The 22,013-nt window shown below is 61.2% G+C and carries 16 protein-coding genes; 5 read left to right on the forward strand and 11 right to left on the reverse strand.

Annotated features, from left to right (window positions below; translation table 11 throughout):
• Window positions 1–50: 50 nt before the first annotated feature.
• The 3 genes from AACT07_RS01030 to pykF form a co-directional block, all read right to left on the reverse strand.
• Entirely contained in the window at window positions 51–455 is a 405-nt protein-coding gene (locus tag AACT07_RS01030) for a hypothetical protein (protein ID WP_021230513.1), read from the reverse strand.
• A gap of 405 nt (window positions 456–860) precedes the next feature.
• Window positions 861–4,190 carry a mechanosensitive channel MscK gene (mscK, locus tag AACT07_RS01035; protein ID WP_069526335.1) on the reverse strand — a complete coding sequence of 1,110 codons (3,330 nt, stop codon included), beginning with the start codon at window positions 4,188–4,190 and terminating at the stop codon, window positions 861–863.
• Window positions 4,191–4,340: 150 nt separating this feature from the next.
• Window positions 4,341–5,753 carry a pyruvate kinase PykF gene (pykF, locus tag AACT07_RS01040; protein ID WP_031227651.1) on the reverse strand — a complete coding sequence of 471 codons (1,413 nt, stop codon included), beginning with the start codon at window positions 5,751–5,753 and terminating at the stop codon, window positions 4,341–4,343.
• A 308-nt stretch (window positions 5,754–6,061) separates the two neighbouring features.
• On the opposite strand from pykF, the gene AACT07_RS01045 reads away from it, so the two are divergent.
• On the forward strand, window positions 6,062–6,298 hold the full coding sequence (locus tag AACT07_RS01045) for a hypothetical protein (protein WP_069526336.1): 237 nt from the start codon (window positions 6,062–6,064) through the stop codon (window positions 6,296–6,298).
• A 173-nt stretch (window positions 6,299–6,471) separates the two neighbouring features.
• Window positions 6,472–7,236 carry a DODA-type extradiol aromatic ring-opening family dioxygenase gene (locus AACT07_RS01050; RefSeq protein WP_069526337.1) on the forward strand — a complete coding sequence of 255 codons (765 nt, stop codon included), beginning with the start codon at window positions 6,472–6,474 and terminating at the stop codon, window positions 7,234–7,236.
• A 93-nt stretch (window positions 7,237–7,329) separates the two neighbouring features.
• On the opposite strand, the gene AACT07_RS01055 is transcribed toward AACT07_RS01050, so the two are convergent.
• The 3 genes from AACT07_RS01055 to AACT07_RS01065 all read right to left on the reverse strand — a co-directional run bounded on the left by AACT07_RS01055 (window position 7,330) and on the right by AACT07_RS01065 (window position 12,837).
• The gene (locus tag AACT07_RS01055) at window positions 7,330–11,082 is read right to left on the reverse strand and encodes an AAA family ATPase (RefSeq protein ID WP_069526338.1); all 3,753 of its coding nucleotides are present in this window, start codon (window positions 11,080–11,082) and stop codon (window positions 7,330–7,332) included.
• Window positions 11,079–12,305, reverse strand: coding sequence for an exonuclease SbcCD subunit D C-terminal domain-containing protein (locus tag AACT07_RS01060; RefSeq protein WP_069526339.1), 1,227 nt, complete (start codon window positions 12,303–12,305; stop codon window positions 11,079–11,081). The genes AACT07_RS01055 and AACT07_RS01060 overlap by 4 nt, the downstream gene beginning before the upstream one ends.
• Window positions 12,306–12,408: 103 nt before the next feature.
• Complete coding sequence (locus tag AACT07_RS01065) at window positions 12,409–12,837, reverse strand: GNAT family N-acetyltransferase (protein WP_005338252.1); 429 nt, start codon at window positions 12,835–12,837, stop codon at window positions 12,409–12,411.
• A gap of 177 nt (window positions 12,838–13,014) precedes the next feature.
• Between AACT07_RS01065 and rdgC the strand changes: the two genes are divergently transcribed.
• Together rdgC and ggt are read left to right on the forward strand one after the other, a co-directional pair.
• Complete coding sequence (rdgC, locus tag AACT07_RS01070; RefSeq protein ID WP_005347467.1) at window positions 13,015–13,926, forward strand: recombination-associated protein RdgC; 912 nt, start codon at window positions 13,015–13,017, stop codon at window positions 13,924–13,926.
• Between the two features lie 177 nt (window positions 13,927–14,103).
• Window positions 14,104–15,885 (forward strand): gamma-glutamyltransferase, encoded by a 1,782-nt coding sequence (ggt, locus tag AACT07_RS01075; protein WP_069526340.1) that lies wholly within the window; start codon window positions 14,104–14,106, stop codon window positions 15,883–15,885.
• A gap of 64 nt (window positions 15,886–15,949) precedes the next feature.
• Here the strand turns inward: ggt and AACT07_RS01080 are convergent, their stop codons facing one another.
• On the reverse strand, window positions 15,950–16,420 hold the full coding sequence (locus AACT07_RS01080; protein WP_005347462.1) for an FKBP-type peptidyl-prolyl cis-trans isomerase: 471 nt from the start codon (window positions 16,418–16,420) through the stop codon (window positions 15,950–15,952).
• A gap of 174 nt (window positions 16,421–16,594) precedes the next feature.
• Window positions 16,595–17,743, reverse strand: a complete 1,149-nt coding sequence (locus AACT07_RS01085; RefSeq protein ID WP_005359054.1) for a sodium:phosphate symporter — start codon at window positions 17,741–17,743, stop codon at window positions 16,595–16,597.
• A 249-nt stretch (window positions 17,744–17,992) separates the two neighbouring features.
• Here AACT07_RS01085 and AACT07_RS01090 point away from each other — a divergent pair, with 249 nt between their 5' ends.
• A complete protein-coding gene (locus AACT07_RS01090) occupies window positions 17,993–18,367 on the forward strand; it encodes a hypothetical protein (protein ID WP_005359057.1) in 375 nt (124 codons plus the stop codon).
• Between the two features lie 94 nt (window positions 18,368–18,461).
• Here AACT07_RS01090 and AACT07_RS01095 read toward each other — a convergent pair whose 3' ends face one another.
• The 3 genes from AACT07_RS01095 to AACT07_RS01105 form a co-directional block, all read right to left on the reverse strand.
• A complete protein-coding gene (locus AACT07_RS01095) occupies window positions 18,462–19,808 on the reverse strand; it encodes an APC family permease (RefSeq protein ID WP_069526341.1) in 1,347 nt (448 codons plus the stop codon).
• Window positions 19,808–19,948: a hypothetical protein gene (locus AACT07_RS01100; RefSeq protein WP_171902751.1), complete on the reverse strand. Its 141-nt coding sequence runs from the start codon at window positions 19,946–19,948 to the stop codon at window positions 19,808–19,810. The genes AACT07_RS01095 and AACT07_RS01100 overlap by 1 nt, the downstream gene beginning before the upstream one ends.
• A 664-nt stretch (window positions 19,949–20,612) precedes the next feature.
• Window positions 20,613–21,962, reverse strand: coding sequence for an APC family permease (locus AACT07_RS01105; RefSeq protein WP_005359067.1), 1,350 nt, complete (start codon window positions 21,960–21,962; stop codon window positions 20,613–20,615).
• Window positions 21,963–22,013: the final 51 nt, after the last annotated feature.

Raw genomic sequence — 22,013 nt, forward strand, 5'->3', positions numbered from 1 at the left:
AGTGTCCTGTATGGGGGGCCAGTGGTGAATTGGCTGTAACCGATGGTCAATCAGCTGCGAACGACCGAGAGGAAGCGACCGTCGTGATTGAAGGTGCAGGTAAAGTCGACCAGATCATCGTCGGTTTCGTACTGGCCATAGACCTTGTATCTCTGGCCACTCTCTTCTGCCGACTCGGTGGTGATATCGCGCGGGGAAACATGGAATTTGCTGGCCGCTTCCCCCGAGCAGTAACGGGGCATCTTGCTGGTGGCCATATGCTGGTCATCGCTATCGTCATGCTGGCCATCATGCTCGTGTTTGTTATCGCTGTGCTTTTTCCCGGCGTAATAGCCAGCGGCGCCGATGGCCCCCAGCGCAGCTGCACCTATCAGGACTTTCTTGGTGTCCATATTCTGGCAGCCGCTTAATGCCAGACAGGCGGCTATTCCCATTACCATCAAGGGGTGTTTCATCTCTCGGATCCTTTCAATTATCAAATGAGCAAGTCGGTGTCAGCCGGGCGGTGGTCACAGTGCCCGGCGCTGGAATGGCGCCACTTTGCAATGGACAGGATGAAGAGGACACTCAAATAAAATTAAAAAAAGTTATAAAAGTCCGGGAGCCGGAGCGAGCGCAGTATGGGGTAAGCGGTGAGGGGATAAGGGCGCAGGTTTCATCCATGCGGTAAGTAGTGGTGTGGGGCAAGTGTCTGTTTTTAGACTTTTATTTCTCTTTATATTTTATCAAGGGTGATGGCTTCTTGTTGTGCGGCGGCCAGCCATGCTGGCGGTGGATAGCCGTCTCTATCTTCAACTGGGCATAAAAAAGCCGCTCACCTGGGTGAGCGGCTGTTACCATCAGAACCGTGCAGTTCGCTATCAGGCTGGCTGCTTGCCATCTTCCGCGGGCGGCGGCAGGGCGGCGGAGTTGGACTCCACCTTCTGCTCTTCGCCCTGCATGTTCTTGATGTAGACATCCATCTGGTTGAAGGCGATCTCGATGCCATTCTCGCGGAACAGCTGGTCGATCTTGCGGTTCAACTCGTCCACCGCCGGGTTGCGGTCTCCCAGTTCGCTCACGAAGAAGCGCAGCTCGTGATCCAGAGTACTGGCGCCAAAGGTGAGGAAGTAGACGATGGGGGCCGGGTCTTTCAGCACGCGGCTGTTTTCGTCGGCCGCCTGTTTGAGCAGGGTGCGGGTCAGCTCCAGATCCGAGCCGTACGCCACGCCCACCCGCACGATCACCCGGGTGACGGTGTCACTCAGCGACCAGTTGATGAGCCGTTCTGTCATCAGCTGCTGGTTGGGGATGATCACCTCTTTGCGGTCGAAGTCGGTCAGGGTGGTGGCGCGAATGCGGATCCGCGAGACGGTACCGGAGAAGGAGCCGATGGTAACTGTGTCACCGATCCGCACCGGACGCTCGAACAGGATGATGATGCCGGAGACGAAGTTGGAGAGGATCTCCTTCATGCCGAAACCGATACCGACTGACAGACCACCCGCTACCCACTGCAGCTTGTCCCACTGTACGCCCATCATGGAGAGAGCGGTGAGGGAGCCGAAACCGATCAGCACGTAGTTGAGCATGGTGGTGATGGCGTAGGCGGTCCCCTGAGCCAGGTTGAGCTTGGAGAGCACCAGCACCTCCAGCAAGCCCGGCAGGTTGCGCGCCAGTGACCATGCACCGCCGAGCAGCAGGAAGCCGATCAGCACGTCACTCAGGCTGATGGGGAACAGCACGGCGTTGGCGCCGGTGCCTTCACTGCGGTGCCACAGCACCATGCTGTCGAGGTAGGAGAAGACCGCGACCAGATCGGACCAGAGCCAGTAGAAGGCGACACCAAAGATCAGCATCAGCACGGTACGGGTCAGACGCAGGGACTGCTGGCTGACATCCTCCAGATCCATGGGCTGCTCTTCAATGGATTCACCACCTTCCGCATCTTCCGAAGATTTGTGCTCACGCTTGGCCACCGCACGGCGGTAGGCCAGACGACGGGCAGCCAGCTCCAGACCACGCAGGGCGGTGCGGTAGACCAGGCTCCAGATGATGATGAGGTAGAAGGATTCGATCAGGCGACCGGTCAGCTTCAGCGCGGTGTAGTAGTAACCGAGCACCGCCAGCACGATCAGCGCCACCGGCGCCAGCGCCAGGGCGATGGCGATCAGCGACTTCTGCATGCTCGCCTCGCCCTTGATGCGGGCGCGGGAGATGGGGAACACCAGATAGGCGGCCAGCCCCAGCAGGGTCAGGGTCATGGCCTGGCCGATCACGTCGTTGCCCAGGGTGGAGGGTTCAACCACAGCCTTGGTTGCGAGCATGATGAGCGGCAGCAGTGGCAACCAGATGTAGCGCATGCTGTTGCGCTTGGCTTGCAGCTCCGCTTTCGGGATCCGGAAGTGGGTTTCGGCGATACCGCCCGGGCGCATCACCGCCAGATAGACGCTGAACACCAGATAACCGAGGGCGAGGTTCAGGGTGATCTGGAACATCAGCTTGGGACTGAGCAGACCGCAGTAGGTCAGCAGCAGACCGCCAGCCAGAATGAACATGCTGCCCGGCAGGCGTTGCAGTACGGTATAGAGCAGGGCGCGCGGGGTGTGCCACTGGCTGTCCTGACGGAAACGGCCAAGGTCCTTGGTGATCTTCTTCTCGCGCTCAACCAGCGCCGGACGTTTCCAGACCAGCAGGCCGCCGATCAGCAGCAGCGGGAAGGCGAGCAGGGAGATCCCCAGCAGCTCTTCGCGCCAGCGTTTCCAGTCCGGTTTCAATACCCAGTCGGAGGCCTGTTTGTAGGCCTGGGCGGGCCAGCTGATAAACCACTTGCTGTCGATGGGCTTGTTGCTGCTTACCCAGAAGATGTGTTGCTGCAGGGTAAATTCGATAGAGGCATAGACCCGCGCCAGCTGCTGCTGGGTCAGCTGCAGGCTGATGGCGTTGGTGAGCTGGCTGTCGAGTTGGCGGTTGAGCTGATCGAGCAGATTGATGCGGGTATCGAGCAGCTTGGCAAGGCTCTGCTTGTCCTCCTCGCTCACCGGATCCTTGCTGCCGGCGATCAGATTGTCCAGATAGAGGTTCTTCTGGAACAGCTGGTCACGCTGCTGGCTCAGTTCAAACTGGGCCAGATGGAGATCGGCGATCTGCTCTTCCAGGTTTTTGACGGCGATGGTGGGCGCCGCTTCCAGCTGCTGGTAGAGCTGATAGAGGATGCGTGACAGCAGCAGATTGCCCTTGAGCATCTGCACCTGTTCATTGAGGTTGCGCTCGGTCTGGATGCCGCGCTCCAGCCAGCTCTTGGCTTGCAGGTTCTTCTGTACCAGCGAGTTGAGGCTGGTGGTGGCACCGATCAGCTGCTGGCTGAGCTGGTGGTTGAGCTCCTGCTCTTTTTGCACCAGCGGGCTGTCTTCGGTCGCCACCAGTTCACCGGTCTGCTCGGCGGTTTTTTCGGTGTCGCCGAGGCGCTTGGCGCTGCTCTGATCCTGCAACAGCTGCAGTTTCTGCTCTTCGCTGGCGAGACGGGCACTCTGGTAGTCGCGCTGCTTGATCGCCAGATCCTGCATGCTGGTTCGGTTATCCAGCTCCTTTTGCAGGTGGGCCAGTTGCAGGTCGAGCAGGGCCAGCTCGGCACCGAGCTTCATCTTCTCGGCGCTGGAGACGCTTTCACCGGCGTTGAGGCGGGTACGGATCTCCTGACTGCGCTGGTAGGCGCGGCTCATGCTGGCCTGGGCCCGCTCCGGCAGGGTCTGCAAGCTGGTGAGCTGGCTGCCGATGGCGCCGAGGGCCTCCTGGGCCGCCTGCATGTTGGCCAGCACTTCCGGCTGACGGCTGTCGAGCTCTGCCAGACTCATGCTGGCGTATTCGCTCTTGATCTGCTCGGCACTCTTGCCCTTGGTCAGAGCATCGAGCTTGGCGCTGATCTCTCTGAGTTCGGTGGGCAGGTTGCGGATCCGCTGGGCCTGGGTCTTGGCCTTTGCCTCTTCCTTGTCGATGCTGTCGAGCAGGGCGAGGGTTTCGGTCAGCAACTTCTGATCCGCTTGCTGACTGACGGTCAGGGTCTCTGATTTACCCAGACCATCCAGCGCTCGCTGAACTGCGTTGCGAGAGGGGACATCTTGCGCCATGGCTTGCGGGACGCAGAGGCTGGCGAGGAGACAGAGCAGCGGCAACAAGGTAGCCGAGACTCTTTTAAAACGTATTGAGGGCATATAACTTCCGGGTTATTACGCGATATTCGGGAGATTTCCCGCATAGATTAAATTCGCGTGGATTCTAACACCGGGCTTGTCAGGTAAGCAGGGGGGAGGGACAAAAAAAACGGCGCCCGCAGGCGCCGTTTTCAACTCGTTCAGCTCTGATTAAAGAACGTGAACAGAAGCGGTGTTGGTGGTGCCGCTCGGTACCAGAGCACCGGAGACCATCACAACCACGTCACCTTTCAGACCCATGCCGATTTCCAGCGCGGCTTCTTTACCGATGCGATAGAAATCGTCGGTAGAGGCGATGCTGTCAACCACGTGAGCAACCACACCCTTGGTCAGAACCAGCTGGGCAGCAGTTTTCTTGTTGGTGGTGATAGCCAGGATCCAGGCTTTCGGGAAGTACTTGCGAATGGCCTTGGCAGACTTGCCGCCTTCGGTAGCGACCACGATCAGCGGGGCGTCCAGCTTCTCGGAGGTCTCTACGGCGCCTTTACATACGGCTTCGGTGATGCGCAGCTTGTTGCTGTCGTTGGCAGCAGACAGGTTGGACGGCATCACGGCATCGGTACGCTCGCAGATGGTGGCCATGATGGTCACGGCTTCCAGCGGGTACTTACCCTTGGCGGATTCACCAGACAGCATCACTGCGTCGGTACCGTCCAGGATGGCGTTGGCCACGTCACCAGCTTCGGCGCGGGTCGGACGCGGGTTCTTGATCATGGAGTCCAGCATCTGGGTGGCAGTGATAACCACTTTGCGGGCTTTGTTGCACTTGGCGATGATCATCTTCTGGGCGAAGATAACTTCTTCAACCGGGATCTCTACACCCATGTCGCCACGAGCAACCATGATGCCGTCGGAAACAGCCAGGATCTCGTCGAAGTTGTCCAGACCTTCCTGGTTTTCGATCTTGGAGATGATCTGGATGTTCTCGCCACCGTGGGCTTTCAGGTGCTCACGGATTTCCAGAACGTCTTCTTTCTTACGGATGAAAGAAGCAGCAACGAAATCAACGCCTTGCTCGCAACCGAAGATCAGGTCGCGCTTGTCTTTCTCGGCCAGGGCCGGCAGCTTGATGGAGACGCCCGGCAGGTTAACGCCTTTGTTCTCGCCCAGGTCACCGTTGTTCAGCACTTTACAGATAACTTCGCGCTCGGTGATTTCGATAACGTCCAGACCGATCAGGCCGTCATCAACCAGAATGCGGTTGCCGACGCGCAGATCGTTGGCGAAACCTGCATAGGTCACAGCCACTTTGTCTTTGTTGCCAACCACAGTCTGGTCGGTGGTGAAGGTGAAAGTCTGGCCAGCGACCAGCGCGACGTCGTTGCCGCCTTCCAGCTTCATGGTACGGATTTCCGGACCCTTGGTGTCCAGCAGGATAGCTGCGTGCTTGCCGGTCTCGGCCATCACAGCGCGCAGGTTGCTGATGCGGCTGCCGTGCTCGGCGTAGTCACCGTGGGAGAAGTTCAGGCGCATGACGTTCATGCCGGCGTCCAGCATTTTGGCCAGCATTTCTTTGGATTCGGTCTTCGGACCGATGGTGCAGACAATTTTGGTCTTTTTCATGTCAATCTTCATGGTTAAGGAATTTCCGCCGAGCAATATACACCAGTTTTTGGAATCTTTTTATGATCCAGAAACAACGTTTTGACCAGATAACGTTTTCTTTTCAGGGATAACGTTTTCCTGTGAGTCACATTTTAGAGCATACGGCCACAGGTTCGGGCTGAAGGGATACAAATGTTGCCATCTGTGGTTGTTTGGCCGGGTTGAGGTTCAGATGTTGTAAAATGACCACCCGTCCGCTGTCACCGTCTTGTCACCGGCTTGCGCAAAAATGTTAGTTCATTGGCGCAAGGGTGAAGGAGGTCGGGATGAAAAACAGCCATGAAACCGGATGGGCTCTGCTCTTGCTGGGCGCCGCCCTGCTGCTGGTTCAGACACTGCCAGCCCGCTACTGGCCTGATAATGCGCGACTGCTGGCGATTTTCTCCCTCCCAGTGAAAGGGGAGGCGGCCGCCGAGGGATTGGCGTGGCGAGAGTGGCAGGATCACAGTGCAGCGACCCGGATGGCGCTTCGTGCAGCCCGACCGCTGCCGGATGCTCCTTAGCCTTGATATCTATTGCTGTTTACCTGTCGTGAAGGCGTGAAATTATCAACCATTAGTTGATAGTTCTTATCTATCTTGCTGGATTGTCCACCTTTCATGGCGGGAGGATAATCGATTCCAACAGCGATATCCCCTCCGGTATCGCCCCCTGATACTTTGTTGGAGTCTGCTTTATGTCCCTCGCCCCCGTCTGGTTTATCTCTCACGGCGCACCGGATCTGGTGCTGCGTGAGCAACCCGCCACCCGCTTTCTGCGAACCCTGCGTCTGGGTGAGCTAAAGGGGCTGGTGGTCATCTCCGCCCACTGGTTCAGCCGCGAGCTGCAGATCAACGTCGAGCCCAAACCGGCCTTGATGTACGACTTTTACGGCTTCCCCGAGCCCCTCTACCGGATGCGCTGGCCTGCCAGCAGCCCCGAGTGGTTGCTGCAGGGGGTGAGCGACCAGCTGGCACTGGCCGGACTGACCGCTACCCCGGTGCGGCGCGAGCTGGACCATGGGGTCTGGTCACCGCTCTCCCTGATCGACCCAAACAGCGAGATCCCGCTAGTGCAGATCTCCATTCCCGCGAGCTTCACTCCGGCCCAGTTGTGGCAACTGGGAGAGGTGTTGGGGGCACTGCGTAGTCAGGGGATTGGCATCCTCGCCTCCGGCGCCATCACCCACAACCTGCGGGCGCTGGCACCGGAAGGCTCGCCGGTGCCGGAGTGGGCCAGCCAGTTTGTCGACTGGCTGGAGCAGAAGATGGCCGATGAGGATCGGCTGGCGCTGCTCGACTATCGCCAGCAGGCTCCAGGCGCGGTGGAGTCCCATCCCCACGACGACCACCTGCGCCCGCTCTTTGTGGCGTTGGGGGCGGCCGATGGTGTGGCGCCGACCCGGCTGCACGAGAGCTGGGATGGCGGCAGCCTCTATATGGGCGCCTACCGCTTCGGCTGATTGCCTCTCAACAAGACCCCGCCAATTGGCGGGGTCTTGTTGTTTACGGTGTGGGGGTTGAGCCGATGGTATTGGTGATGGAACTGATGCTACTCAGGGGACCACCACCCGGCTTTCGCCGCCGCCGAGGGCTTCGACCTTGATCTGCACGCCAATCCGCTCCACCAGGGTCTGGACGTGGGAGATGACCCCGATCTGGCGACCGGCGGCTTGGAGGGAGTCGAGGCTGGCGAGCGCCAGATCCAGACTGTCCGGATCCAGGGTGCCAAACCCTTCGTCAATAAACAGCGACTCGACCTGGGTCTGCCGTGACGAGAGGCTGGAGAGGGCCAGCGCCAGCGCCAACGACACCAGAAAACTCTCGCCACCGGAGAGGGAGTCCACCGAACGCACCTCATCCCCCATGTCGAGATCCACCACTTGCAGCGCCAGATCGGTGCCGGGTACCCGCTCCAGCCGATAGCGCGGCGACAGCTCGGCGAGCTGGGCGTTGGCCTCCAGCAACAGGCGCTCGAGGGTGAGGCTCTGGGCGAAGGTGCGGAACTTGGCGCCGTTGGCCTGCCCGATCAGATCGCACAGCTGCTGCCAGTGGTCGGCCACCGCCTGCTGGGCGGCCAGCTCCTGTTGCAGGCTACCCGCCTTGAGAGCGGCGGCTTCGGCCTGTGCCAGCTTGCTCTTGCACTCGAACAGCTGCTCTTCAAGGGCGCGACAGCGGGCATCGAGCGCCACCAGCTGCTCGCTCAGCTCTGCATCCGGCAGGGCAGCCAGCTCGGGGTGATGCTCGCGATAGCGATCCCGCTTGCTCTCCTCCAGTGCCAGCGCCCGTTGCCGCTCGGCAAGGCGGGTGCGCGCCTCACCAAGGGCATCTTCCAGCCCCTGTAGGGCAGAGCGGCGAGCCTTGAGTTCATCGGGGCTGATGGCGAGCAGACGGCGCAGGTCGTACTCGGCAATGCCGAGGGTACTGGCGTGGGCAGCCCAGCGCCCCAGCACCTCCCGCTTGCGGCGGCTGCTGGTCTGCTTTTCCTGCTCCACATGGGTGAGGCGGGTCTTGAGTTCAGTCTGCCGCTCCTGCAGAGCGCGGGCGCCGCTTTGCATCAGCTCCAGTTCGCTGGCGAGTTGTTGCAGTCGTTGCTGCCAGCGGCTCTCGACCAGCGGGATCTCCTCGCCACCGAGACAACCGCTGCGGCTGGTGAGCAGCCCCTGCCGTTGCTGCTCGTGCTCCTTGTAGTCCCGCTCGAGTTTGTGCAGTAGCTCGCGCTGGGTCTGCAGGCGCGCCTCCTGCGCACTTAGTGCTGGGGTGAGGCTGGCGATCTCGCTGGCCAGCCGCTCCCACTCGCTCTGGCCGTGCAGCCAGGCTTCGCAGGCTCGCTGCCACTCGTGCCACTGCTGGCTGCCGAGCCATTGGCGCCACGGTTGGCCCCCCATCTGCTCATCGAGGCGGTGGGCACCCTGTTCGAGGCGCTGGCGCAGGGTCGCCTCCTGCTCGCCCATCCCCTTCACTTCCCCTTCCAGCGCGATGCGCTGGCGGTCGGCCTCCTGCCACTGCAGGTCAAACTGCTGGTGCTGGGCAGCCAGTTGGCTCAGTTGTTGACGCACCCCTTGCAGCTGTTGTTGGCCAAGCTGGGCCTGACGCAGCTGCTGCTGGCTGTGGGCCAGCCCCTGCTCCAGCGCCTGGCCACGGCCAAGCAGGGTGCTCATCAGCTCGTTCCACTCAATGGGGCTCTGGCGCAGCGGCAGCGGATGGCCGAGCAGGGTATCGCCCCTCAGCTGTTGCCAGCGCAGGGTCAGCTGCTCGGCGCGGGTTTCCAGCTCCGGCAGATGTTGCTGACGCACCGCCAGCTGGCGGGCCAGCTCCTGACGCTCGCTCTCGCACTGAATGTATTGATGGTTGAGCCGCTCCCACTCCAGTTCCAGACTGCGGGCCCGCTCCGCCAGCTGACCCAGGATCCCCGCTACCTGGGGCTGGCTCTGGCTGTAGGGGTGCTCCCCGGAACCGCACAGCGGACAAGGTTCGCCATCGCTCAGGATATGGCGATACTGCTCGAAGCTGGCGATGGCGCGGGACTGCTCCAGCGCGTGGCGCGCCTCATCCCGCTGCAGGGCGAGCCGCTCGCGGGCGGGGGCCAGCTCTTCGCTTAGGGTGGCGAGCTTGCCAAGGGCCTGCTCCAGCTGGGCAATCTCCTGCTGCAAGCGGCCATGCTGTTCGCCGTGGTTGCGGCCATAGTCGGCCAGCTCCAGCAGCTGGCGCAGCTGACCCAGCTGTTCGGTCTGCTGCTGCCACTGCTCCTGCGCCTTGGCGAGGCGGCTCTCCCACTGCTGCTCCTGCAGCTCGTTCTGTTGCTGTTGCAGCCGAGCTTGTTCATGTTGCCAGTAGTCACGCTCCTGCTGACCTTGCTCCAGCTGGCGCTGCAACTGTTGCAGGGCGCGCAGCTTGTGATCCCGCAGGGTGAGCAGCTGTTGCAGCTTGTCGGCATCCTCGGCCCAATCCTGCATGGCGGTGAGCAGGGGCTGCCACTGGCGGGCAACCGGTGCCAGCTCCTTGTGCTCTTCGAGCCAGAGCCCCCACTGCTGGTGCTGCTGCTTGAGCAGCTCCACCTGTCGGTTCTGCTCGCGCCAGCCCTGCTCCAGCGTGAGTTGCACTTCTCGCTCCTGTGCCCCTTCCTGCTGGATCTTCTGCAACTGCTGCACTTTCTCCCTGATGCGGGTATCGAGCTCTTGTGCCCGCTTGAGTTCGGGTTGCAGGGCACCCCATTCCCGCTCGGCGGCGATCTTCTCCGCCAGCAGCTGCTGTTCGGTCAGCGCGCTCTGCTGGGTCTGCTCCTCGAGTTTGGCCAGCTCTGGTACCAGCTCGGCGATCACTTTCTCCTGCTGCTGTACCTCAAGGGTGAGGCGGGCCAGCTCGTCGTGATCGGCGCGGGCCACCTGGGCCTGTTCGGCACGGGCAAATTCCTCGCGCTCGGGGGCCGCGGCGCCGTGGGCCTGCAGGGCGGCATCGAGCGCCGCCTGCCCCTCGGCGCAGCCCTGCAACTGGGCTGCGATGCGGCTGTTGAGGTCGCGCAAGTCCTGCATCAGCTGCTGCTGTTGCTGCTCGTGCTTGAGGGTGGTGGAGAGGCTCACCTGCTGGCTCACCCACTGTTCGCGGGTGGCCTCGTCCATCAGCGCCACGTCGCCGAGGCGCTGGGCGATGGTGGCCAGCTTCTGCTGCTCTTCCCGCGCCCGTTCATAGGTCTGGATGGAGATGGCGGAGTAGAGCTCGGTGCCGGTCATCCGTTCGAGCAGAGCGGAGCGCTCGTTGGCATCCGATTTGAGGAAGGCGGCAAATTCCCCCTGCGGCAGGATCACCGCGCGGCGGAACTGCTCCCAGGAGAGACCCACCAGCTCGTCGATGCGATCCTGCAGCTCCCGCTTGCTGCCGGAGAAGACCTGCCCGGACTCCACATCGGTCAGGGTGCGCTCTTGCGCCTGAAAACGCCCCTCCGAGCGGTTTCGCGCCCGGCGTACCGCCCAGCGGGCCAGCCAGATGCGACCATCGCAGCCACGAAACTGCACCTCGGCAAAACCGCTGGCGTGACCGCGACTGAGAATGCCGCGCACGTCGTTGGCCTTGAGCTTCTCTTCATCATCCATGCGACCCACTTCGGCCACGTTCTTGCGATTGGCGATAAAGCGCGGCATCTCGTCGTATAAGGCCAGACAAATGGCGTCGAGCAGGGTGCTCTTGCCGGCGCCGGTATTGCCAGTGATGGCAAACAGACCCGCGGCGCCGAGCGCCCCCTTGGTAAAGTCGATGGTGAAGGGGCCGGTCAGACTGGCCAGATTCTCACCTGACAGAGACAAGATTTTCATTGGTTTGGCTCCTTCACCTGCTCCAGGATCTCTTCAAACGAGGCAACCAACCCAGCCTCGGGCTCCCCTTCGAACTGGCGCTGATAGCAGAGGCGAAACACCTCGGTGGGGGAGAGCTCATCGAGCCTGCGCCGCTCGCGACCATCGGCCAGTCCTTCTCCCGAGCCCTGATACTGGGTGCTGATGCGGGCTAGGCGTACCGGCTTGTCTGCGATGGCCGCCAGAATCCGTTCGCGGATGCGGGCTTCGGGCTTGGGCAGCAGCAGCCGCACTTCGAGGAAAGGTTGTGCCTCTTGTGGACAATCAGGCAGTTTGAGCGATGCGATGGCGTTCAGCGCGTCGTCGAGGGTGCTCTGGGGCAGGCGGATCATCTCCACCGCGCGGGGCACCGGGATCCGCTCCAATCCGGTCAGTTTGCCTTCTGCAAAGGTCACCTCCAGCACCTGATGGTTGTAGTTGGCTTCGGCAAGCGAAAGCGGCAGCGGCGAGCCGCTGTAGTGCACCCCCTCGGCCGGGCTCTGGGCCAGATGGAGGTGGCCGAGCGCCGTGTAGTCGGCACCGGCAAAGAGTTCGGCAGGCAGGGCGTGCTGGTTGCCACCAAGCACCCGCCGCTCCGACAGCTCCGAGAGCTGGCCCGCAGCCAGATAGGCGTGGCCCATGGCGATGAGCGGCAGCGCCTCCCCGCAGCGAGCGCGCCCTTCGGCCAGCACCTCGGCGTAGACCTGTCGAACCCCTTCGATCAGCCGGTCCTGCCCTTCTGCCAGCTGTTCCACCCGCAGATCGCTGCTGCGCAGGAACGGCACGGCGGCGCACCAGGCGGCAATGTTGCCCTCCTTGTCTTGCAGCGGTACCAGCAGGCGGTCGGTCTCGAGCTTGCCCTCACTGTCGCGGCTGATGCTGCCCACCAGATGCAGATCAAAGGCGCGCAGCAGCTCGTGGGGGGCATCGAGCTTGGAGGGGGAGTCGTGGTTGCCGCCGATCAGCACCATGTTGAGGCGGGGCATTTCGGCGCGCAGTCTGGCCAGAAAGCGGTAGAGCTGTTGCCAGGCGCTGGCGGGGGGATTGGCGGTATCAAATAGATCGCCCGCCACCAACAGGGCGTCGATCTCGCGCGCCTTGAGGGTGTCGCTCAGCCAGTCGAGGAAGGCATCGTGTTCAAAACGGCGGTCATGACCATGCAGTTGATGGCCAAGATGCCAGTCGGCGGTATGGAGGATTTTCATTGGAAAGCAGCCCGGTTGCAGGGACGGTGCCTGTGGCACCCGATGAGGACAAGATGAGGATGCCCCGTGCTTTTTTCAAGTAAAACAGGGGGCTGGCATCGATTCAGGCCGGTTCGCAGCACATCCGGTATTGGGGGTGGCCGGTAAGGGGATCGGACTCCTCGGCCTCAATGACGAAGCCGTGGCGGCGATAGAAACGCACCGCCTGATCGTTCTCGACAAAGACCCGGGCGTGGAGCGACGCTCCCTGACGCTTGGCCTCCTGCAGCAGGGCGTGGCCGACGCCGCGCCCCTGACGGTCGGGGCGCACGAACAGGGCGGCGAGATAGTTGTCCACCAGTGCCATGAAACCGAGCAGATCGCCGCGCTCCTCGAACACCCAGATGGCGGCGCGATCGAGATAGCGGGTACGCAGATCCTCCTGGGCCTGCCACCAGCAGGAGGCATCGACGAAATCGTGGGCCTGCAGGGAGGCCAGCAACCAGATTTCGACGATCTCTTCCATGTCTTCCGGGCGACTGGGCCGCAACATACCTTCATCCTTATTAACAATTTACTTTCGCAGTCTAGGAGAACTTGATGAACAAACCGGTGACATAAATGAGACCCTGTGAGGTCGATCGCCCTTTATTTAGCGAGAATGATTGGCTGATCACAAAGCGCCTCTCTAGTACAATGCCCGCCGGACAATCTAGAGACCGAGGACGCCATGTGGTTTAAAAACCTGCAGATTTATCGCTTTACCCGCCCCTTTGACCTGACCGTTGATCAGCTGGAAACCCAGCTGGAAGCCTGTGCCTTCACCCCTTGCGGCAGTCAGGACATCTCCCGTTTCGGGTGGGTCAAGCCCCTTGGCAAATTCGGCTCAACCCTGACTCACTCTGCCTCCGGCCACATCCTCATCTGCGCCCGCAAAGAGGAGAAGATGCTGCCCGGTACCGTGGTCAAGGAGATGCTGGCCGAGAAGGTAGAGGCGATCGAGTTCGAACAGGGACGCGCCCTCAAGAAGAAAGAGAAGGAAGCGCTGAAAGAGGAGATCCTCCACACCCTGCTGCCTCGTGCCTTTAGTCGTACCAGCCAGACCTTCGCCTGGATCAATCCGGCCGACAATTTGATGGTGGTGGACGCAGGTTCTGCCAAGAAGGCAGACGATCTGCTGGCGCTGCTGCGCAAATCCATCGGCTCCCTGCCGGTGGTGCCGGTGGCTCTCAAGAACCCGCCGGAGATCACCATGACCGAGTGGTTGAACGAGGGCAACCTGCCCGCCTCCTTCACGCTGGAAGATGAAGCCGAGCTGCGCAGTGCTATGGAGCACGGCGGCATCATCCGCTGCAAGCAGCAGGATCTGATGACGGATGAAATCAAGAACCATCTGGCAAACGACAAGCTGGTGACCAAGCTGGCCCTCAACTGGGGCGAGACTGTCAGCTTCGTGCTGGGGGATGATCTCTCCATCAAGCGTCTGAAATTCAGCGAAGAGCTGCGCGAGCAGAACGACGACGTCACCAGCGAAGATCCGGCCGCCCGTCTGGATGCGGACTTCGCGCTGGTGACCGCCGAACTCTCCCAGTTTATCCCGGCGCTGTTTGCCGCCCTGGGTGGCGAAGAGCAGTCCATCTAAGCGAACTGGCTCTGCCTGATTGAAAAAAACCGCCTTCGGGCGGTTTTTTTATATCTATTACGGATTGCCATTATTGATAGATGAGTAAGATATTGATCTTGTTCAATAACTTGAGCTGTCAGCGCCAATAGTGACATAGTCCCTCTTCATGGTCATAAAACAGACAAGGAGAGTGTCATGTTGCGCAAACCTCTGGGGCTCGCTATCGCCCTTGCCCTGCTGGCCGGTTGTGCCAGTGACAACGGCTTTCACTACACCCCGCCAGTCCAGACCCTGATCGCACCCGAAGCCGCCAGTGGCTGGACCGACAAACAGGGCTGGCAGGGCCATGACTTCATGGTGGCGGCCGCCAACCCGCTGGCGGTGGATGCGGGCTACCAAATCATCAAGGCCGGTGGCAGTGCCGTCGATGCCGCCATTGCGGTGCAGCTGGTGCTGACGCTGGTGGAGCCGCAATCCTCCGGGATCGGTGGCGGGACGCTGCTGCTGGTGTGGGATGGCCACAAGGTGAGTGCAGTGGATGGCCGCGAGACGGCGCCGGCTGCCGCCACCGACCAGCTGTTCCTGCAAGAGGGCAAGCCGCTGGCGTTTTATGACGGGGTGGTCGGGGGCCGCTCGGTCGGCGTTCCCGGCACCTTGCGCGCCCTGGCGCTGGCCCATCAGCGTTATGGCAAGCTGCCCTGGGCTGCGCTGTTCGAGCCCGCCATCACGCTGGCAGAACAAGGATTTGTGATAAGTCCACGGCTGGCCACATTGCTGGCCAAGGATCCCTATCTGGCACGGGATCCGCAGGCGCGAGCCTACTTCTATCAGGCAGATGGCAGCCCCAAAACGACGGGTACCCGGCTGACCAACCCGGCGCTGGCCAAGGTGCTGCGCACTCTGGCTACAGAGGGGGCGGATGCCTTCTATCAGGGGCCGCTGGCGGATGCCATGGTGGCCAAGGTACGCCAGCATCCCACCAACCCCGGGGTACTGGCGGCCACCGATCTGGCCAGATATCAGGCCAAAGTGCGGGATGGCCTCTGCTTTGACTATCGCCAGAGCAAGATCTGTGGCTTCCCCACTCCCTCGTCCGGCACCTTGGCGCTCGGCCAGATCTTCGGCATGCTGGAGAGCCGCGATATGGCAGCCCTCAAGCCGATCACTACGAAGGAGGGGGGACTGGCTGCCTCCAGCGAGGCTATCCACCTCTACAGCGAAGCGGCGCGTCTGGCCTTCGCCGATCGCAACCAGTACGTCGCCGACAGCGATTTTGTCAGCGTGCCGGTGCAGGGGCTGCTGGACAAGGGCTATCTGGCCGAGCGCGGCAAGCTTGTCGGTCAGCTCTCCATGGGGATTGCCAAGCCCGGTACGCCGCCACTGGCGCTGGCGCGCGGCAAGGATGCGACTCCGGAACTCCCCTCTACCAGCCATGTCTCGATCGTCGACAAGGCGGGGATGGCCATCTCCATGACCAGCTCCATCGAGGATGGTTTCGGATCGCGTCAGATGGTCAACGGCTACCTGCTCAACAACCAGCTCACCGATTTCTCCTTCACCTCGGTGGATGCAGCCGGTCTGCCGGTGGTAAACCGAGTGGAGCCGGGCAAGCGGCCACGCTCCTCCATGTCACCCCTGCTGGTGTTTGACAAGCCAAGCGGCGAGCTGACCATGACACTGGGCTCGCCGGGGGGCTCCGCCATCATCAACTACGTGGGCAAGACCCTGCTCGGCACTCAGGATTGGGGCCTGAACCTGCAACAGGCCATCAACCTGCCCAACTTTGGCAGCCGCAACGGCCCCACCGAGCTGGAAGCGGGACGCACCCCCATGTCGGTGGTCGAGGGATTGAAGGCGAGGGGACATGAGGTGGTACTGAATGAGCAGACCTCCGGCCTGCAGGGGGTTGAGCGCAACACTGGCGGCTGGTTTGGCGCAGCGGATCCGCGCCGGGAAGGGATCGCCAAGGGGGAGTGAGGTTTCCATAGCAACAAGGCCAGCATAATGCTGGCCTTGTTGCTGATGGAGCGTGACGGAGCGCTTACTGGATACCCAGCAGCTCCACATCAAAGATCAGGACTGATCCCGGCGGGATTTTGCCAGCGGCACGGTCGCCGTAGGCGAGGTTGGCAGGGATGTAGAAACGGGTCTTCTCACCTTCCACCATCAGCTGCACCCCTTCGGTCCAGCCTGCAATCACCTGATTGAGGCCAAACTCGATGGGCTCGCCACGGGCGACCGAGCTGTCAAAGACGGTGCCGTCCAGCAGCTTGCCCTCGTAATGCACCTTCACCTTGCTGGTGGCGGTGGGGTGAACAGTGCCGGTGCCCGGGGTCAGCACTTCGTACTGCAGGCCGGAGGCGGTGGTGGTCACCAGCGGCTTCTCCTTGTTGCTGGCGAGGAACTCGGCGCCAATCCGCACGTTGTCGGCCGCCAGCTTCTTGTTGTTGCTGCTGGAGTAGAAGTAGTAGGCCACACCGGCGATGAGCAGCGCGATCAGTATGAATTTCATCGGTTTTTCCTGTTCCATGAAATGTAAAAAGTGCAATGAGGGCGCCATCTTATCGCGCACCGTCCCTGATGGCGAGCCACAGGGCGGGAGGATGTGAGCGGGCAGGCAAAGCTCGGAGACGCAGACGCAAAAAGGGGCGAGTCGGTGACTCGCCCCTTGTCATGGCGGCGGCGCTTACTTGGCGGCCACCATCATCAGGGCGGGCAGGGCGAAGAAGAGACCCGTCACATAACCCAGAGCCAGCAGCTTGTTCTCGCTGCCTACCCGGGCCAGCCCCTCGGCGGCGCGCACCGGCAGGTCGCGCAGGAAGGGGATGCCATAGATGATGACTACGGCAAAGAGGTTGAACAGCACGTGGACCAGCGCGATGGTCAGGGCCAGCTGGGCACCAGCTCCGCTGATGGCGGTGGCAGCCAGCAGGGCGGTGATGGTGGTACCGATATTGGCCCCCAGGGTGAAGGGGTAGAGCTGACGGGTACTGAACACGCCGCCGCCGGCCAGCGGGATCATCAGGCTGGTGGTGGTGGAGGAGGATTGCACCATAATGGTCACCAGCGCACCGGAGGTGATGCCGGTCAGCGGGCCACGGCCCAGCGCCTTGTGCAGCACCTCTTTGGCACGGCCAACCAGTACCTGTTGCAGCACTTTGCCCAGATAAGTGACGCAGGCGAGGATCAGCAGGATACCGATGACGATGGTCGCGATGGCGGCACCCTTGCCCGGCAGGAAGGCAACAGCGCTGTCAATCAGCTGCTGGGCCGGTGCGGTCAGCGGCTTCATGAAATCCATGCCCTTCATCGACATGTTGGCGGAGCCTACCAGCAGGTTGGCCAGCCACTCGGCGCTGTGTTGCAGCAGGCCGAACATCAGCTCCAGCGGCAGGAAGATGAACACCGCCAGCAGGTTGAAGAAGTCGTGCACGGTGGCGGCTGCGAAGGCGCGGCGGAACTCGGCGCGATCCCGCACATGGCCCATGGAGACGATGGTGTTGGTGATGGTGGTGCCGAGGTTGGCACCCATGACCATGGGGATAGCCATGCTGATGGGCAGGCCGCCAGCCACCAGACCGACGATCACCGAGGTGACGGTGCTGGAGGATTGCACCAGCGCGGTAGCGAGAATACCCAGCAGCAGGGCGACAAAGGGGTTGTTGGCAAAGGCGAAGATCTGGGCTGCGCCCTCGGCGCCGCCGGAGAAATCTTTGAAGCCGTGGGAGATGGCGCCCACGGCAACCAGGATCAGGTAGACCAGTACGATGACACTCATCCAGTTGAACAGGGCGCGGGTCGCGGGCGGCTGTGACAAGGAGTGATGGTGTTGCATAAAGCCTCTTGAGACGGTCGTTCCGTCTTGGGTTGTTGATGACCCGCGCATTTAATCAATGGTTAATGACAGAAATATGACAACGTGACATTTCGATGATGTTTTTATGACGACGAACTGCGGCGACAGGCGCTGACCGAGCCGGTTGGCTCTGGGGTGGCAAAAGGGGGGGCGAAAGCACTGCCGCCTTGTCAGCCGGAATGTGATCGCTACACTGCGCCCCTTTATTGGCAAGCAAGAGTAAACAAGATGATGCGTGCATGGATCCTCTCTCTGTCGCTGGGGCTGCTCTCGGCAGGGGCACAGGCCAGCCTATTGAAAACCGACTGCAACCTCGACAAGGCCCTCAAAAACGAAGCGGTGAATGCCACTCTGGGGGTCAAGGGCAACTGTGATACCAGCAAGCTGGTGAAGCAGGAGAAAGAGAAGGTGAAAGCTGAGGTGCAAAAAGGCCGCAACGACCTGCTGGGCGAGAAGCGTGCCGACCTCAAGGAGAGCGGCAACGGTATGCAGCAGAAGATGGACAAGGCAAACCAGCAGTTGCACAAGGCGGAGCAGGATGCCAAGACCATCGCTCGCGATCCGCTCAAGGCTGCGGCGACCGCCGTACTGGATAAGCAGTAAGCAGACCGGGCCCAAGCCCGTGTGACCGGCCACAGACCGGCAGCAAAAAGGGGAGCCATGGCTCCCCTTCTGTCTATCCGTTATCCGCAAAGGATCAGGCGTCAGCTGCTTCTTCGTACTGACGGAACGGGATGCGGAACACCGCCAGACGCAGGAACAGATAGGTTGCGCCGAGGCCAGCCCAGATCAGGCCCAGCTCCAGCGAGCTCTGCTCCAGGTTGATCCAGAGTGCACCGATGGTGGCGGCGCCGAGCAGCGGCATCAGCAGATAGACGATGTGGTCCTTGAGAGTCTTGTTGCGCTTCTCGCGCACCCAGAACTGACCGATCACCGACAGGTTGACGAAGCTGAACGCCACCAGTGCGCCGAAGTTGACCAGCGCCAGCGCGGTATCCAGATCAAACGACACGGCGGAGAGGGCCAGACCGCCCACCATCAGCACGTTGATGGCCGGAGTACGGTATTTCGGGTGGATGTAGCCAAACACCCGCTCCGGGATCATGCGATCACGCCCCATCACGTAGAGGATGCGCGAGACACCGGCGTGAGCCGCCATGCCGGAGGCCAGTACCGCGACCGTGGTGCAGACCAGAACCACGGACTGGAAGAAGGTGCCGCCAACGTAGAGGGCGATCTCCGGCAGTACCGCATCCGGATGCTGGAAGCGGGAGAGGCTCGGGAAGTAAAGCTGCAGGCAGTAAGAGACCACCACGAAGATGATGCCGCCGATAAGGGCAGTCAGCACGATCGCCTTGGGGATCACCTTGCCAGCGTTCGGGGTCTCTTCGGAGAGGGAACTCAGACCGTCAAAGCCCAGGAACGAGAAGCAGAGGATGGTGGCACCGGTGAAGAGCGGTACCAGCTGTGCTGACTCGAAGTGGAACGGACGGCTGCTCATCAGGGTGCCAGCCCCTTCACCGTGATAGATGCCCCACGCCATCAGGCCGATAAAGAGGGTGATGATGGCCAGCTGGATCACCACGATCAGACCGTTGAAGTTGGCTACCAGATTGATGCCACGCAGGTTCAGGAAGGTCATCACGGTCACCAGACCGAAGATGAATACCCAGGGCTCGACGCCCGGGAACATGGCGGTCAGGTAGATCTTGGCCAGCAGGATATTGATCATCGGCATGAACATGTAGTCGAGCAGGGATGACCAGCCGACCATGAAACCGACGTAGGGGTTGAACACCTTCTGGGCATAGGTATAGGCAGAGCCCGCAGAGGGGAACTTGCGTACCAGATGTCCGTAGCTGAGAGCGGTGAGCAGGATGCCACCCAGAGCCAGCAGATAGGCGGTGGCGACCCGGCCATCGGTGATGTCACCGACGATGGCGAAGGTGTCGAAGACAGCCATGGGGGTCAGATAGGCCAGACCCATCACAATCACTTGTGTCAGGGTAAGGGTCTTGAGCAGCTTGGCGTTTTGCGATGCCATTACGCTTTCTCCTCAACCAGTGCCGCAGCACGTGCTTGCAACGAGCGCAGGGATACGATGGATTCGCAAGCCTGTACATCAAGGGCGCCGGGGAGGCGCATACCGGGCTGTACCGGCAGGAAAGCATTAAAACGCCCCATTGTTATCCTCTCAACGTCGGGAGATTGTTTGGCAATCTCGAATATCACTTCCGGAAACGTTCCGGCCTCTTGTGGTGGGTTTGTACTGCACTTCAAAAATACAAAAACCGATGTCGCAGTGAACATCGGTCCTTTATTGGCGGCGTATTGTGCATTCGGTCAGCCCCCTTGACAAGCAAAAAAGGGCAGATTAACGCATTTTTTTGCATACGCACGGGGCAGGTAAGTGGTCACTCGCCCCCTGCAGCCGTCCCCGAGCCGCTCCCCCTTTTTCGGGGGGGAAGAGAACCCTGTCGTGGCGTATGAAAAATCGGCAAATCGGGGCTGCAGGGTGCATAGCGCCTCAACATTGATCCTGATCATATTTGCCGGCGTCCCCCCGGGCTCGAGTCCAGCGATCTTATCGGTTGGCGGGGGATGGGAGGGGGGGAAGTGGAAAAAGATCTATTGCATATCCATTCACATTAATGACTGAGGATAGAAGGCAACACGGCTCGGGCCATGGCCCGGGGAGCAGTCCGGCTGGGTAGTTATTTGAAATCAGTCACACTTCCTGCAGAAACCGCATATCTGGCAACCCGTGCTGCTGGCAATCAGAGCGCCGCAAAAGCAACAAGGAGCCCGCAGGCTCCTTGTTCGCTATCGGGGGGAGGGGCGCCAGCGGTTACTGGGCGATCTCCACCTTGTCGGCGGTATGCAGCGGGATGCGGAACACCGTCAGGCGCAGGAACAGGTAGATGGCCCCCAGCGCCGCCCAGATCAGCCCCAGCTCGAAGGAGGAGGGCTCGAGGTTGAGCCACAGAACCCCGATGCAGGCGGCGCCACAGAGCGGCAGCAGCAGGTACATCAGGTGGTCCTTGAGACACTTGTTGCGGCCCAGCTTCACATAGAAGTGGGCAATCACCGCCAGATTGACGAAGGTGAAGGCCACCAGGGCGCCAAAGTTGATCAGCGCCAGCGCCATCTCCAGATCCAGCGATACCGCAGAGAGGGCCAGCAGGCCGACCAGCAGCACGTTGAACGCCGGGGTCTGCCACTTCGGATGGATGTAGCCGAAGAAGCGGGCAGGCAGGGCGCGATCACGACCCATCACGTAGAGCAGGCGCGATACACCGGCGTGGGAGGCGAGCCCCGAGGCCAGCACCGCTACTGTGGTGCAGACCAGCACCACCGCCTGGAACAGCTTGCCGCCGACATAGAGGGCGATCTCCGGCAGTACCGCATCCGGATGCTGGAAGCGGGAGATGTCCGGGAAGTAGAGCTGCAGGAAGTAGGAGGTGGTGACAAACAGCACACCGCCGATCAGCGCCGTCAGCACGATGGCGCGGGGGATCACCCGATCCGCGTCCGGGGTCTCTTCCGACAGGGTACTGATGGCATCAAAACCGAGGAACGACAGACAGAGGATAGAGGCCCCCATCAACAGCGGTGACACCTGGATCTGCTCGGAGAAGAAGGGACGGCTGCTGGCCACTGTCCCCAGCCCCTCACCATTGTGAACGCCCCAGGCGATCAGGCCGATGAAGATGGCGATGATGCTGAACTGCATCACCACGATCAGGCTGTTGAAGTTGGCCACCAGCTTGATGCCGCGCAGGTTGAGGGCGGTCATCACCGCCGCCAGACCGAAGATATAGGTCCAGGGCTCTACATTCGGGAAGAGGGCTTCCAGATAGATCTTGGCCAGCAGCATGTTGATCATCGGCATGAACATGTAGTCGAGCAGGGAGGTCCAGCCCACCATAAAGCCGACATAGGGGTGAAACACCTTCTGGGCATAGGTATAGGCAGAGCCGGCTGACGGGAACTTGCGCACCAGATGGCCGTAGCTCAGGGCAGTGAACAGCATGCCGATCAGGGCAAACAGGTAGGCGGTCGGCACATGGCCTTCGGTGATCTCGGTAACGATACCGAAGGTGTCGAACACCGCCATAGGGGTGAGGTACGCCAGTCCCATAACCACGACCTGCCACAGTTTGAGGGTCTTTTTCAGACCAACCTGCTGGGCCGCCATTATGCATGTTCCTCATGCAGTGCCAGAGTGGCACGGTCCATCAACGAAACC

The sequence above is a fragment of the Aeromonas sp. ANP5 genome (assembly GCF_963870295.1).
GTDB classification, from domain to species: Bacteria; Pseudomonadota; Gammaproteobacteria; order Enterobacterales; family Aeromonadaceae; genus Aeromonas; species Aeromonas veronii.

Bases quoted from the DNA above. Each gene is read 5' to 3' on its own strand.
- pykF (WP_031227651.1), bottom strand. From the start codon at position 5,753: ATGAAAAAGACCAAAATTGTCTGCACCATCGGTCCGAAGACCGAATCC.
- AACT07_RS01045 (WP_069526336.1), top strand. From the start codon at position 6,062: ATGAAAAACAGCCATGAAACCGGATGGGCTCTGCTCTTGCTGGGCGCC.
- ggt (WP_069526340.1), top strand. From the start codon at position 14,104: ATGTTGCGCAAACCTCTGGGGCTCGCTATCGCCCTTGCCCTGCTGGCC.
- AACT07_RS01080 (WP_005347462.1), bottom strand. From the start codon at position 16,420: ATGAAATTCATACTGATCGCGCTGCTCATCGCCGGTGTGGCCTACTAC.
- AACT07_RS01030 (WP_021230513.1), bottom strand. From the start codon at position 455: ATGAAACACCCCTTGATGGTAATGGGAATAGCCGCCTGTCTGGCATTA.
- AACT07_RS01065 (WP_005338252.1), bottom strand. From the start codon at position 12,837: ATGTTGCGGCCCAGTCGCCCGGAAGACATGGAAGAGATCGTCGAAATC.
- AACT07_RS01060 (WP_069526339.1), bottom strand. From the start codon at position 12,305: ATGAAAATCCTCCATACCGCCGACTGGCATCTTGGCCATCAACTGCAT.
- AACT07_RS01090 (WP_005359057.1), top strand. From the start codon at position 17,993: ATGATGCGTGCATGGATCCTCTCTCTGTCGCTGGGGCTGCTCTCGGCA.
- AACT07_RS01050 (WP_069526337.1), top strand. From the start codon at position 6,472: ATGTCCCTCGCCCCCGTCTGGTTTATCTCTCACGGCGCACCGGATCTG.
- AACT07_RS01100 (WP_171902751.1), bottom strand. From the start codon at position 19,948: ATGGGGCGTTTTAATGCTTTCCTGCCGGTACAGCCCGGTATGCGCCTC.
- mscK (WP_069526335.1), bottom strand. From the start codon at position 4,190: ATGCCCTCAATACGTTTTAAAAGAGTCTCGGCTACCTTGTTGCCGCTG.
- AACT07_RS01085 (WP_005359054.1), bottom strand. From the start codon at position 17,743: ATGCAACACCATCACTCCTTGTCACAGCCGCCCGCGACCCGCGCCCTG.
- AACT07_RS01055 (WP_069526338.1), bottom strand. From the start codon at position 11,082: ATGAAAATCTTGTCTCTGTCAGGTGAGAATCTGGCCAGTCTGACCGGC.
- AACT07_RS01095 (WP_069526341.1), bottom strand. From the start codon at position 19,808: ATGGCATCGCAAAACGCCAAGCTGCTCAAGACCCTTACCCTGACACAA.
- AACT07_RS01105 (WP_005359067.1), bottom strand. From the start codon at position 21,962: ATGGCGGCCCAGCAGGTTGGTCTGAAAAAGACCCTCAAACTGTGGCAG.
- rdgC (WP_005347467.1), top strand. From the start codon at position 13,015: ATGTGGTTTAAAAACCTGCAGATTTATCGCTTTACCCGCCCCTTTGAC.